13 protein-coding genes are annotated in these 13,912 nt (G+C 40.9%); 6 read left to right on the forward strand and 7 right to left on the reverse strand.

The features are described 5' to 3' along the window. Positions 1-20: 20 nt before the first annotated feature. Both AB6805_RS16645 and AB6805_RS16650 read right to left on the reverse strand, forming a co-directional pair. Positions 21-3,266: an RHS repeat domain-containing protein gene (locus AB6805_RS16645; protein WP_370910564.1), complete on the reverse strand. Its 3,246-nt coding sequence runs from the start codon at positions 3,264-3,266 to the stop codon at positions 21-23. A gap of 47 nt (positions 3,267-3,313) precedes the next feature. Further along, positions 3,314-4,534, reverse strand: coding sequence for a hypothetical protein (locus AB6805_RS16650; RefSeq protein ID WP_370910565.1), 1,221 nt, complete (start codon positions 4,532-4,534; stop codon positions 3,314-3,316). A gap of 1,055 nt (positions 4,535-5,589) precedes the next feature. On the opposite strand from AB6805_RS16650, the gene AB6805_RS16655 reads away from it, so the two are divergent. Further along, positions 5,590-6,657: a restriction endonuclease gene (locus tag AB6805_RS16655; protein WP_370910566.1), complete on the forward strand. Its 1,068-nt coding sequence runs from the start codon at positions 5,590-5,592 to the stop codon at positions 6,655-6,657. Between the two features lie 798 nt (positions 6,658-7,455). Here the strand turns inward: AB6805_RS16655 and AB6805_RS16660 are convergent. After that, positions 7,456-7,710, reverse strand: a complete 255-nt coding sequence (locus AB6805_RS16660; RefSeq protein WP_370910567.1) for a DUF4209 domain-containing protein — start codon at positions 7,708-7,710, stop codon at positions 7,456-7,458. 528 nt (positions 7,711-8,238) lie between these two features. On the opposite strand from AB6805_RS16660, the gene AB6805_RS16665 reads away from it, so the two are divergent. Beyond that, positions 8,239-9,531 carry a hypothetical protein gene (locus tag AB6805_RS16665; RefSeq protein ID WP_370910568.1) on the forward strand — a complete coding sequence of 431 codons (1,293 nt, stop codon included), beginning with the start codon at positions 8,239-8,241 and terminating at the stop codon, positions 9,529-9,531. Positions 9,532-9,579: 48 nt separating this feature from the next. Here AB6805_RS16665 and AB6805_RS16670 read toward each other — a convergent pair whose 3' ends face one another. Next, complete coding sequence (locus AB6805_RS16670) at positions 9,580-9,822, reverse strand: helix-turn-helix transcriptional regulator (protein ID WP_370910569.1); 243 nt, start codon at positions 9,820-9,822, stop codon at positions 9,580-9,582. A gap of 331 nt (positions 9,823-10,153) precedes the next feature. Here AB6805_RS16670 and AB6805_RS16675 point away from each other — a divergent pair, with 331 nt between their 5' ends. Continuing rightward, on the forward strand, positions 10,154-10,654 hold the full coding sequence (locus tag AB6805_RS16675) for a hypothetical protein (RefSeq protein WP_370910570.1): 501 nt from the start codon (positions 10,154-10,156) through the stop codon (positions 10,652-10,654). After that, positions 10,644-10,898, forward strand: coding sequence for a hypothetical protein (locus AB6805_RS16680; RefSeq protein WP_370910571.1), 255 nt, complete (start codon positions 10,644-10,646; stop codon positions 10,896-10,898). The genes AB6805_RS16675 and AB6805_RS16680 overlap by 11 nt, the downstream gene beginning before the upstream one ends. 31 nt (positions 10,899-10,929) lie before the next feature. On the opposite strand, the gene AB6805_RS16685 is transcribed toward AB6805_RS16680, so the two are convergent. Next, complete coding sequence (locus AB6805_RS16685; RefSeq protein ID WP_370910572.1) at positions 10,930-11,256, reverse strand: YegP family protein; 327 nt, start codon at positions 11,254-11,256, stop codon at positions 10,930-10,932. Positions 11,257-11,534: 278 nt separating this feature from the next. Next, positions 11,535-11,741, reverse strand: a complete 207-nt coding sequence (locus AB6805_RS16690; protein WP_370910573.1) for a hypothetical protein — start codon at positions 11,739-11,741, stop codon at positions 11,535-11,537. Between the two features lie 164 nt (positions 11,742-11,905). Here AB6805_RS16690 and AB6805_RS16695 point away from each other — a divergent pair, with 164 nt between their 5' ends. After that, the gene (locus AB6805_RS16695; RefSeq protein WP_370910574.1) at positions 11,906-12,664 is read left to right on the forward strand and encodes a hypothetical protein; all 759 of its coding nucleotides are present in this window, start codon (positions 11,906-11,908) and stop codon (positions 12,662-12,664) included. 37 nt (positions 12,665-12,701) lie between these two features. Then, entirely contained in the window at positions 12,702-12,908 is a 207-nt protein-coding gene (locus AB6805_RS16700) for a hypothetical protein (protein WP_370910575.1), read from the forward strand. Positions 12,909-13,187: 279 nt separating this feature from the next. Here AB6805_RS16700 and AB6805_RS16705 read toward each other — a convergent pair whose 3' ends face one another. After that, positions 13,188-13,853: a Crp/Fnr family transcriptional regulator gene (locus tag AB6805_RS16705; RefSeq protein WP_370910576.1), complete on the reverse strand. Its 666-nt coding sequence runs from the start codon at positions 13,851-13,853 to the stop codon at positions 13,188-13,190. Between the last annotated feature and the right edge of the window lie 59 nt (positions 13,854-13,912).

A 13,912-nucleotide genomic window follows, 5' to 3' on the forward strand; every position in this document is an offset into this window, starting at 1 on the left:
TATCTATTTTTAAGATCCAATTATTGTGCGAAAGGTGCACGGTACTGGTATTCGATTAACTTCACAATCTTACCATCCTGGTCTTTAATGGTCTTCAAACGTCCCTGAGCATCATACTCATAATAGCTGGTTAAACCTCGGTTATCGGTCTCTGAGGTTACACCCAAAAGTGGAATATATGTATATGTGGTTACCAGGGCGTTCGGTAATGCCGCCCTTAATTTGTTCAACTCATCTCTAAGCTGCTGATCGGTCAATGGCGAATTGAGAATTGTTGCATTAACAATCGGGGCAACTGTAGCATAGTCAGAACCTACTATCTTGGCAACGGGGTACTGGTTGTCATATCCCCATAGGTATACCTCTGAAGCATCATTAAATTTCCCCTGTTGACGAATATTACCAAAATTGTCATAGCTGTTAAAGGTAATCCAGGGCTTAATTCTGCTGTCCTTTACCATTGAAGCCGCAGTAACACTAACCGGAGAATAATTTGTGACAGGGTCGGAATATTCAAGGCCCCATATTGCATCCGGATAAGGTTTATCGGGTTTATAAGTTGTAATAGAGGCTGAAGTTGTAGCAGCGCCTATTGTCGTATATTTCTCCACCAAAGAACTGATGTAATGATTGTTCTGTAGATACTTAATACCCAACACCTCAGATGTAGCTGGTGTTCCGGTAATCGAGTAGTCAAGTGGGTACTTAAAAAAAGTGGTTTGTACCTGATTCAGTGAATTAATCTCAGATTGTCGGCTCAGCTGAGCGTGAGCGGCATTATCATAATAGCTATTTACTACTTTTACGATACTACGGTTATTATCCAGGTCGAATAGTGAATCCGTTCGCTGAACCTCATAAATCCAGGGACAAACAATTTGCGAAGGAACAAGCCTGTATCCCTGATTCATAGGTTCACTAACGCAGCAACTGGCACAAGCCTGGGAATTACAATACGGCAAGTTGTAACCGTACAATATTTTGGCTACAAAGTAGTTGCCATTCTGAAGATTGCCAGTATTATATGAGAAATCCGTGCGGGCTAATTTTCTTCCGGAAGAATCATAACTCGTTTCGCGGAGCAAACTACCCCGTAAATAATCCATATCAGAAGTGTATTTCTCTGACGCCCCGATATTATAATAATTCATAGTAATCCCCGCATGATATTCGGGTAAATGCATGTTAGTCGCAGAAAAAGAAAACTCAGAGATCTTTTTGCCGGTCTTCCCATCACCGACAATTTCCGTTACGGCGGAGTAGCCGACGTTACTACCGCGGGTGGTGGTAAGACTGGCGACCGGAAAACTTGATCTTATGAAAAATACACATGCGCCTCCAAGTGATATGTTATCTCTATTGGTCAGTTTACTCTCCGTAAAATCAAAATCGCTGATTAGGTTTCCAGAAGAGCGGTTTGGATCGTATGTAGTTTTATAGGTAAACTTACGCCTGACAGGAATATTTGTCAGACCATCTGAATTAACGATTTCTTTGATTCTAAGTCCACCCGTGGCCATTGCTTTAATGATGATTACCGAATCAGAATAGGTGTAGTATTCCGCTCCAATGGAGGCCCGCTGACCGCTGCGGCTATCTACTGTCGCCCGCAAATAATAAAGACCTGAATCCAGATATAAGGACTGCGAGTAATGGACATTTCGCATATTATGGAACTCCAATAAAGTGGTCCGAACATTATTCGGTCCGACTTTGTAGAGGTACATCGAAGGATTATCTTCTCTTGAGGCAGGGCCATCAAACTCTGCTCCATATGAAACTATGACTTCCTGACCAGTTTTTAAAGCCATGTCAGTTTCCACATCAACATTGCTAGTTCCGCTTGTCGGGCTAAACGCTACAACACCTCTATTGTTTTTTATTTTTTCTCGATAACTCACCTGGCTGCCGTTCTTCAATCCATAATCATTGCCCTCATACACAAATTCCGTATTGCCGCCGGTGGGATAAACTATTTTTTTAAGCATTCCAATTTGTGTAAAAGTGGGATCGGGGCGCCTGTTTGCACCCGACAAAGAAATGTGGATATTGTTAACAAACGTATCCACCTGGGGAAGCAGGGTGAAATTATTCGCCCCATTATAGAATCCCCAGGTATCCTGAGATTTGGAGTCTGTTGGTGGAACCGATTGAGGCGAATTGTATTCAAAAGAATGCCATTTCCTGCCTATTGAATTGACGCCTTCTTCAGATATGCTATCGAGCTTGAGTCGCCTGTATTTTAGATCCGTTTGCGTATCTGATCCGAAATAACTGTATTTAAAAACAAAATTCTTAATTCTTTTGCTCTTTTTATCCAGAACCGTTATTGAATCCAGTTTACTTCTGGATTGCGCGTCTCTTCGGTTCGCGGTGGAGTAGAAGTTGATGATACAGGAAGGGGTAGTAATGCTCTTCAGAACTTTTGACGCTGCTCTCACCTGAGTGTAAGAGTTACTTGCTGTCATAACATCGCAGGTACCTACTATACGTTTATAATCAATTTCGGTTCTTTGCTCACCGATCACATCATCAACATCGTCAGCGTAAGTAAAAGTTGCATTTCCGTAAGGGGTAATGATCCGGGAGAGATACCAGGCCGATTTAAAGGGATTAAAGAGTACAGCGCCTTCTGTATAAGAAGTCTCTGATGCAGAAAACTGATATATGATCCCGTTTTCATCCACAATCTGGATACTGTCCAGCCGTTTAGGGTAGGTGATCTGAAGCGGTTGGAAAGGTATGATATGGGCCTTGTTGTCTGGCGTGGCATCGATTATGAATTTGCCGCTTCTGCCGTTGAAATTAAAAGAAAAATTATCTGGCTGGAGATCCAGTATTCCCATGGCAGCCTCTCTGATCCGGTCGCCTGTCAGTACGATTGAATCCAGAACAGCCAGTTTCCCCTGGGTCATGTAACCCAGCTCGTCTGGCCTCACGTTCACGCTTCTGGTAACCGCACCTCCAGCATTCAACGTCCATCCAAGTCCGACCTGGGAGGCAAGTTCACTGACTTTAAGCCCGGAAGCATAATAGCTTAGTGAAATGGGCAGCGGCACTTTACCAATATAAGCGGTGTACAATGGCACGCTTATCCCGGGAATACCTGTATACAAACCAACAGGTACATCTCCATATTTGCCCAAAGAGGCCGCATTCGGAGATGGTTGGATGACTTTAGGGATGTCCATCATACCTGGCCCATTCTGCGCGAACAGGGCAACTCTAAAAAAGAGTGAAAATAAGAGTAAACAAATTCCTTTCATGGAAATAGTATTGAACTTTGATTATTATTTATAATTTATTGGGATCGTTAGAAATTATATCCCAGCCGCACCTTCACGGGGTCCGTCCTTGGTACATGCTGGTTATACAAAAAGTCAAACAGCACCATCATATTGCCTTTGAGCTTACTATTGATCTTGTACTTCTTACTAATCCCAATCAGCCCGCTCTGGGTCCATTTCTGCCCTATACCTTCCGGCACGCCGGCGTAATCAGGCTGATAATTCTGCTCATAGCCGCCATTCAGGAAAAAGGTGCCTTTGAGTTTCCAGTCGATGAAGGAACGGATGCCCATACCCTGGCCGGAGAAATGAATGTTATCAAAGCCGGTACCCATACCCAGTTTGTAAGAAAGACCAAGACCGGCGCTTCCATTTTTATGGAATTTATAGGCGGCTTGTCCGGCAAGGTCGCCGGTAGTAGGAAAGAATTTATTGCTGCGCTGAAACTGGATGTTGCTGCCAAACTCCAATCGTTGCAGGAAGCTTTTTGTTTTCATTTCCTTGGGCTTGAAATCCGGCATCTCTGCGGCGTTATCAAGATCGGGGAACTTGCTTTTCAGCTCGTCGAATTTGCTGCGGGCTTCGGCCATTTGCTGGCTTACGGCGGCACTGGCATTGGGGCCGCTGCCTAAGCGCTGTTGGATCAGCTGCTCCACCTGGTTGCGGGTTTGCAGTCCTTCAAGGTTAGGGGCTGATGCACTTCCGCCTTGTATATTAAATAGGCTGGCGAGCTGGGAATGTTTTTGCATGAAGTCGTTGAAAGCGGGGATCTTCTTAATCACTTCCATTGCTTTTTGCTCTGCTTTCTTTTTATCTTTAAAAACCTCTTTATACTCTTTCAGTTGCTGCGCATAATAGTAGGCTTCTTTGTTCATCTTCTGCAGATCTTTGGTGAAGCCGGTATACTGACTTAACTGTTCTTTCAGCAGTTGTTTACGCTCACGGATGTACGCTTTGATCTGCTCTGCCTGGGCCAGTTTATCTTTCAGGTTATCGACAGATTTTAATGAACCATTTAGTTTATCTGTAATCCCTTTAGATTGGTCCAGTAAGCCTTTGGAATCTTTCAGAAAGGAAAGTGAATTACTGAGACTATCGAGATAAGAACCGCCAGACTGGGTTAAAGCACCGGAATATTTGCCTAATTTGCCACTTAGACGGGATTTCAGTTTGCCGAGAGAATCTATGGAATGCGTAAAGAGATTGTCTGCTTTCAGGGAGTCAATACCTGCGAGTTTTCTTTTCATCCGGTTTTCCTCCTTTACAAGCCGTGCTAAAGTCTTTTCCGACTTCCGGCTGATAAGACGCTCTAACCGGTTCGACTTCTGCGTGATACCGACAAGGAATGCCCCATGTATCTGAGTAGAATCCTTGGTCCTGCCATCCTGGGAAAATCCTAAGACAGGGCATGCAAGCAATACAATCGAGATGAAAACTGCTTTCATATGATATGTTGAATGGTACAGAGGTAATTTGAATACAGCCGTTAGTTTATTGTGCTCCTAGAGCACTGATACATAGTTAAGCTGATCCATTTTGATATATTTACTTAAGGATGGAGCATGCTTCTCCCATTCAGGCAGCTAATATTTTACGCAGTTAAGCGCAGCAAAAAGCCTGTCTACCAAAGAATTCTACAATCATGAAAAATAGCAGAATTATCTCTAATGCCTGAATCTACAATACTTCACATTAAAGATTTATGGGTATCCGTTTTTGGTCGGAGCATAAAAAAATTATACAATCATAGTGGGTAAACATAAATTAGTTAAACAAAAATGATTCTTTTGAACCTTATTTCTAATAGCAGGACAATTCATGGATTTTGCAATATAGGCAACAAAAATATCACAGACATAGAGAGCTGATCACTTCCGGTATAGGATAACATACTGAATAACCTAAAATTGCAACAAACAATCGCATAACAGGATGTAAATTAAAATACAAAACCACAAGTTTTATTGTCCTTACAAAAATACGTATTTATACGGTTACTGGTGCGTAGAATTACGTATTGTTTATCCAAACCATCAAATTAGAAATTCCCTACAATAATAGGAAATGGTTACGCACTGGATTTGCGTAAAGTTGGTAAGGAGATTTCTACTTTATTAGTTACTAGTTGTGAGACTCCAATCGGGAAGTTATCTAGCCACCTCGATAAGGTGATCTAAGTTATTGGTTAATTCCTTGTCTAAATTTGAGCAAAATACCTTTGTCTTTCTACGAACCAATCAAAACACTTCCGACTTTATATAGAAACATAGTGTATTTTTATTATAATATAATTACTTAGAAAATGCGATTTACAAAAGAGGATATAAAATTTGAAGAAATTTCTCCACTGGCCTTTGAAAATCTCTGTTACGATCTCTTAATAAATTATAACTTTAGAAACCTGATATGGAGGCAAGGAGCGGGAGATAACGGTCGCGATATCGAAGGTACATTCACCTTCCTGAATACTATAAAGGCTAAGGAAACGAAATGGTTTTTTGAATGTAAACACTATACATCTGGCGGGGTTCCGCCTGAGCATCTGAATTCAAAAATAGCATGGGCTGATGCGGAAAGGCCAGATTTTTTAGTGTTATTCATGACCTCATATCCGACCACTGGTGGTCGAGTTTGGTTGGATAAGTTAATAGAGCAAAAGAAAATGTATGATATTATTATTATTGAGGGAGAAGATCTGAAGGAGCGATTGCTTCAATTTCCAGAACTTATCGAGCGTTATTTCTCTACGGGACGTTATGTCCAGATGCTTGCAACCCTAAAGGATTACAAGAATAAATATCAGATCAATCCAAGTTACGAAGTATTAAAGGAAATTGTTCTTAATATCGACTTGGCAAAACTCGATACAAAAGACCTTGGATTTATTTTGCTGAATTTTTACAATTGGTTTGATCTTTTCAAAGGGAGGAAATTGTATAACGATGATTTTGATGAAGATATGATGAATCGAATTTTAGACTATATGGAACAAACCCTCACGCACTCAACTCTTGACACGTTTAGTAAGTATAAAGGGAAATATGAGGTTCTTGGTGGCATCGGGTTTATAGATGAATATGAACGTCAGGAATATGTTGTGAATAAAGATAGCCTTGAGAAATATGATTTTCAATATTGGACCCTCCACCTCAATCATAAACTAGATCATGAGCATTGGCAGGTGGGTGAATATCTTATTATTTTATATGAGGGTGTTGCGTTCGAAATATTCCATGCCGAAAGTACTGAGATTCGGATTATTAAGGATTTTGCGCCGGAATGTATGAATGAGATTTCATTGGACAATCCAGAGGAAATAAGAGAAAATTATTTGGCTTACTTGGCTTTGGTAGGCAATTTAAACCAATGAAATACTCGCTTTAAATTTCTCATTTTTTAAATCAGGATTGAATAGCTATTCCTGCTTCGCCGGAAGACGTTAATAAACGTGAATTTTGAAAACTTAAAGGGCAACCTTTATCTTCAACCACTATGGGTTGCCTCAATTAAATTTAAAGGATTAATAAATAAGGATATTAATGTAATGTTAGAAAATATCCACATGAAGGAGCAGATTTCAACACTGTCACTTAATAGAATTACTAATATTGGATTTTTTTGTCAACGCATGGTATTCTGTTAATCCTGTTTTGACAAATACATTATTAGTGTATAGGCTTGATTATTCTCAAACGTTGAGCTTGTAATAAATACAAAAATGCAGATTCGCTTGTCTTAATCAATAATAATAACAATAATAATGACTTATATCAAACTAATAGGGTTAATAACAAAAGGGGATTACTCCCCTTTTGAATTAGGCTAACTGTATTAGTTGCCATGTGACAGCTTTGCCAGCATACGGGGGCATTGTATTGCCTTTCGCGATTGGTGCAGTTGTACTAGGTGTACCAACCACTTTCCAAACACCACTTTCTGGGCATGTCTGTCCCGTTGTGGCAGTTTTTCCTACAGCCATAGAATTGTTTTTATTTGGTCTTAGCTTTTAGAGAGTAAGACTTGTCTCTCGAATCATTATGATGATTAATAGTGCCAATTGATAAAGGTACTTGATAGAACCACTGAGGTTATATGCAATATTATATCGTTTATATCAAGCTTACACCTGGGTTTTATACCTATAGGCTTGAAATAATGATTAGACAAATTATTCAAATTCTAGAGTATAAGCAGCCAGATATAATATCACTAAGAATATTCGGTCTGCCTGCACGCTCGTGAATGTATTGTCATTGGTCATACCATGACAAACCGCATTACGCAAATTCCACCCCTGGTTTGAGGTAAGTATTGTCCTGAGATACAGTGAGTCATTTTCTCCTGTTTCTGCGATAAATGCAGGATCCTTTAGGATACTATCCAGGATCTTATAGTTCATGCCATCATTCTTTGCTTCAGTCAAATCGATTCCCCGGTTAAATGTAAAATACGTAGACAGGCAGCTTCTATTTGAGGTATTAAAAGATGCAAAGCGATTAAATAATCTTTTTCAAGATAGGCCTTTATACCTTTTTCAATGATCATATATCTCGTGGAATCAAAAGTATAAGATCCTTTAATATAAGTCATCACATTTTCAATGGTAATTATTTCCCTTTCTATTCCAGTTTTGATTTGATGACGGATTAATACAGAAGTTAAGTACGTATCAGCTCTGTACAGCTGTATTCTTTCGTTTAAGTAATATTCTACTTCACTTGTTAAACGATATAATCTAACGATATAAGCAAGGCTTATACGCCTTGTACTTTATTTATTGTGTTTTGCATGAAAAGTGATTATGCTATCTTATATAATACACTTTCATCTCGAGGAGGGTACTATATAAAACTAAAAGAATCATACTCTGCATGAAAAATTGAAAGTGTGATGAACTTTTATTATATTTATAGTCTTGAATAAGCAAGTTGGAATACCCAAACCTATATTTATGAACAATATTCTTACCAATGTCTGTGCGGTTTTAGATGATTTCGCGCAATCAATCTTAAATACAAATAATGAGAATAGAACTTTTACAGAATTTGTGAATTGGACTTGCCCTCCCTTGACCAGGATTGATTTAGCCAATATAGTTTTTGATATATCCAATAAGATAAAATTTTCGAACATTGAACAAGTTGAAGCAGATTTATCTGAAAGATTGAATGAAATTGAAAATAGAGTAAATCTATTCAAAGTACATACCCAACCTCAATTATTTAACTCGAATGCTCCCGCCGCCATTACGGCTTTTATGGGGATGATTATTTGGATAAATGCGTTGATTCAACCTCTATTTGATTGGGAAATTTTGCAGGAAAAGGGAGCTTTGCCAAAAGAGTTAACAAGGAAATTACGTTCAATTCGTGATGATTTGAATAGCATCTCGCCTGAAAAAGAGAAATTGGAGGATCAAATTAAAACGATTAAAGACGCATATGAGACAGCAGAATCGTTGCCTACTGATTTACAAAGTTTAAGGGAGGCAAGAGCCAAGATTAGCACAATTTCCTCAGATTCTTCTGCACTTTATGGCAAGATTGATAAGTTTCATGCTGATGTTGAAGTATCTGTAAAATCAATTATTGAAAAGGAGAATATAGCTTCTAAATTGGTTTCTCAATGTGAAGAAGCTTATAAGATTACTACGACAAAGGGGCTCGCTGCAGCTTTTGAACTTAGGGCAAGAAACTTAACAAACACGGTTTGGGGCTGGGTGGGGGGACTGCTAGTTGCATTAGTTGCAGGAGCATGGATTGGATCCAGTCGGTTTAATATTTTGTCTCATTCTTTAGCAGCGCCAAATCCCCATTGGGGAATAATATGGATGCAGTTCTCACTATCCGTAATAAGTTTTGCGGCACCTTTGTGGCTTGCATGGCTAGCTACGAAGCAAATTGGTCAACGATTTCGATTGGCGGAGGACTACGCCTTCAAAGCATCTGTTGCAAAGGCATATGAGGGGTATAGAAAAGAAGCCGCGCGAATTGATCCTAAATTTGAAGCAAGGTTATTTAGTTCAGCCTTATCTCGTTTGGAAGAGGCACCTTTGAGATTGGTGGAAAGTGAACATCACAGCAGTCCTTACCAAGAATTTTTCAATTCCCCGCGATTTCAGAAGGCAATGAGTGCATTCCCTGAACTAAAAGATGATTTTTTGAAATTAATAAGTGGATTCATTGGGAAAGGAAAAGGTAAGGTAAATGGGGTAGCTCAAAATATAGATGATAAGGAAGAATAATATAATATTGTATCACTTGCTTATGAGTAGGATTTTATAGGATTTGACCTATTCCTCCACCTCACTCACCGGATTCAACAACGCCGTTGCCTCCACGTTCAAAAACCGCGCAATCTCATATAGCTTCTCAATTGAAGGCTGCTTAAAATTTCTGCACCAGGTAGATACAGCACCCGGACTCACCCCAAGAGCTTCTGCCAACTGGTCGTTCTTAATCCTCTTTAATGCAAGTACAGCTTTAATCCTGTTATATGTAGGCATATTCGAAATGATATTGGGCAAATATATCATTTCATAAGAAATTGTATTGTGTCTAAATTGACGCTTTTTGAATCTTTTTAAAATGTAAAAGCAATAAAAAAGAATCTAAAGGGTTGTTTATTTGCAATATTAGATTTATATTTGTGACTCAAAGAATCGTTTATAGGTCCATCGGCGTTAAAATGAATCCTATTAGATTCTTTGAGAAAATAAGGAAAAGGTAATGCTTGTTGTGAAGCGGAAGCTGAGTGTCTACAGCGTTTTCTTCATCTTTTCCTTTCTTAAGCTCGGTTAACCCAGGTGTATAGTACCACCAATCGCTTACACAAGTGCTATTTAATTACCTTAAAATATATCTGTTATGGAAAATCTGTTAACCATCTTAACCCGCATCACCGCCTGTGGCACCTCCGCAGGCTTCATCGAGCTATGCGAACACGAACTATGCAATGTTATCGGCAGTACCTCCGCCAATAACTGGTCCCCGAGCCAGCGGTCCGATTTCATGACGTTCTATACCTTGTTCAACACCACCACTAAAGCCGCTTTTAACCTCAGGGATGCGCTGAAAAGAGCCAATGCAGAAGACCTTACCAGGGAGCTGGTATCGGAGCTGGAAAGCGATCTGTATGAGTTATCAAGTTTCCAGGCGGGTATAGAGCTGGATGAGTTGAGAGCTGCGCTTGATCAGTACATTGAAATACTGGTCGACGGCGACAAGGGGATAGATGGAACCATTGCCGCTATTACCGGCAATTACTTCCGCACCTTTTTCTTGACGCTTCATTCCCTGGAGATAGAAGAGCGGATCAGTATTGCAAAAATAAACCATCACTATTCAACTGTACTTTATGAGTATTGAAACCCAAAAGAAGAATATATTGCTCGAGTTGCATACGGAGTTCTCCAAACTGCCTGTCCTTTTCAGGGAGCGCGTTTGCGAGGAATGTAACTATAGCGCGCCAACGTTTTACAGGAAGATGCGGGGCAATGAAGGCAAGGGGGTACCGGCGTTAAGCAAAGCTGAAATGAAAAGGATCCGCAGCATAGGAGAGGAGCTTGTTAATGGTTTGTTCAGCGCTGTTGCCGGAAGCAACCAAAAGTGAAAAGGGGCTGCCGCGGCAGCCCTTCGTGTTTTTATTCCTCTGTAACGCTTGCTCCAGGAGCATTGCTTTTAACGGATTCAATACCGTTATCCCTGCCGGAGGAAGTAGTGTACATTTCGCTGGTGCCGATAACCTGAAAATTGGCCGCTTTGAGCGTGAAATAAAACTCACCGTTCTTGGCGGTTTGCTTTTCATAACGACTATCATTCGGCGCGTTGGTTTTAACAGACTCGATGCCGTTGTTGCAGGCGGCTTTGGTGGTGTACATTTCGCTGGATAGAATAGTTTCGCCATTACCGGCTTTCAAAGCAAAGTAGTTTTGGCCGTCTTTAGCTGTTTTGATAATGAATTTTCCCATAACATTGTGGTGTTTTAAATGAATGAAAGGATACTGGTACAATAACCAGGCTGAAGCATAATTGTTTAAAATATCAGGATTATTTTTAAAATACCGTTCATTAGAATACTTCTCCCATACATGTAGCATACATGTCGCATACTTCCCGGTTACTTAGGAGTCGTCTATGTGTCGTATTCCCCATACAGTCCTTATACTGTCCCCTTATAGTCTCCATACTCTCGTAATACACTCACAATACTCTCCGCATACACTCTCAATACACTTAGGACCCCAAATTATCCATCCAGGAACTCCCTGACCTCCTCCTCATCCAACCCGGAGTATTCACAAAATTCAGCCACTGAAATGTACTGCCAGTCCTGCTTTCCAAACATCTGCCGGAGCTTTTGCATTAGCTCCCTGGCGGAGCGGTCGCTCTTGCCCATGATGTTTTGAATGTCTTTGGTGTAAATCACCATCCTGTTGCGAACGTTTTTCGGCATAATCCGGCAAAAAGCGGCAAAAGCGGCGGGTTTGTTTTTCCACTCTTCTGCCAGTGAATAATTTCGTATCGTATTTCGAAGTACAACCCTGTCTGATCAGACGGAAAAGCTTAACAGGCATAGCTATAGAAACTGCCTATTCTTTAAGAAAAAACATTTTAATTATGAGTAAACAAGACGGATTGCTACAATTTGACGGCGCAATCGAAAACCTATCGTTTTATAAAACAAAGCGTGGATACGCAGTCAGGAAAAGATCTGGCGTATCAGGAGCCCGGATCTCCACTGACCCGGCCTTCAAACGCACCCGCGAAAACGGCCTCGAGTTTGGCCGCGCAGGCAAAGCCAGTAAACTGCTACGTACAGCTTTTCGTGATATGATAAAGAATGCGGCGGACAAAGGGGCTACCCCCCGCCTCACGAAAGAATTCGTAAAAGTGGTAAAGGCCGATGCTACCAGCGATCGCGGCTTACGGAATGTAATTGACGGAGAAGTTGGGTTCATTGAAAGCTTTGAGTTTAATATGAATAGTTTGATGGATACCTCACTCTTTGCTCCCTTAACGGCTAACATTGATCGCGTGGCCGGTACCGGAACAATAGAGCTGCCGCCCTTCAACCCGGCGGAAGGCATTCAATCACCCCCAGGGGCATCGCACTTCATTATCACCTGTGGCGTTTGTGCTATCGACTTTGCAGGCGGTAAGTATGAAAGTGCCATAGCTGCCAGCGAAGTATTGGTACTGGATAGCAATAATACCGCTCCGCTGAAGCTCACTGCCACCGTTTCTCCCAACAGCACGTTCCCGATGTTCCTGGCACTCAGCATTGAGTTTGTACAGGTAGTGAACGGAAAGCCTTACAAGCTGTCCAATGGTACATACAATTCCATGAAGGTGATGGCGGTATCCGCCAGCGTTTAAGGATGCGTAATTTTTCACTCTTTAAAACAAATGCTGTATGGAATTAGTACAACGATTAATTGCCCCCACACCACCTTTCTTTGTGAAGGTGCGCAACATAGGGCTCATTCTCACTGCGCTCGCAGCTGCAGTGATAGGGTTACCGGTACAACTCCCGTCTATAGTAGGGGAAGTAGCCCAGGTAGTAGCAGTAGCAGGCAGCATCATGACAGGTGTAAGTCAGGCCGCTGTTAAAAATGAGTAGCAGGAACACCCTCTGCTACCTGTTCTGAGGAAAGTTGCAACAATTCAGAACAGTTTTAAGCGTCCCCCGCAGGCATGCGGGGGGCTTTTTAACAGCTTACTACGGCTAATAATTGTAATCGGTGGGGCGCTTGTTTTGTTTGAGTAATCATGGATATCTTATTTTGAAGTGAAAAACGCTGAATACTCATAAGGAGATGCTGAAGGCAGCAGGGTTATTTTATCATTTTCAAAATTAAGAGGCCAATTTGAGAAGATTGTTAAGATATATGACAATTTTTTATCCGGGTATCCGCTGCCTGGGAGTACGTATACAGCGCTTTTTGATAGCACTTAAATACTGCCGCGAGATGCCGAGATAAGAGGCCAGATCTGTATCCGTTATCCGGTTCTCCAGTTTGGGATATTCTTTAAAAAGCAGGTGGTAACGCTCTTCCGCAGTATAATTGATCCACATGGCCCTTTCCTCTGCAAGCTCATAGTAGTGCTCCGTTAGTTTCCTGCCTATCTTATTGAACTCGGGGTATTCGGCATAAATAGTTTCCAGTTTTTCCCAAGATATAGCCAGGCATATAGTAGACTCCTTGGCAATCAGCTTATCTAAACTGGCTACCTGGTTAAAGAAACTCTTTACCGAAATAATCATATCATGTTCCGCAAAGAACCACTTCGCCTTTTCAGTACCATCTTTTATATATCTTCCCGTAACCAGTCCTTTAATGCAAAAATAACAGTACCGGCAGGTTTCGCCATAGTCCAGCAGGATAGCATTCCTCTTAAAAGAGCATACTTCACAGCTATCGATAATAGCGTTTTTTAATGAGTCAGAGAAAAAGGGGAGATGTACTTTTAGATCTTTGAACATTATTTCAAAATAATGCTGAACTTCCGGGGACGTGGCGTTAACCATATGCAGCACCTTTGTGCCATGATGCTTTCTTTTCATAGCAATGCGTATGTTTTGGGATGATTCAATTGACGCGTTATATAAATATAGGCATTTTG

The organism is Chitinophaga sp. RCC_12 (assembly GCF_041360695.1).
Lineage (GTDB): Bacteria > Bacteroidota > Bacteroidia > Chitinophagales > Chitinophagaceae > Chitinophaga.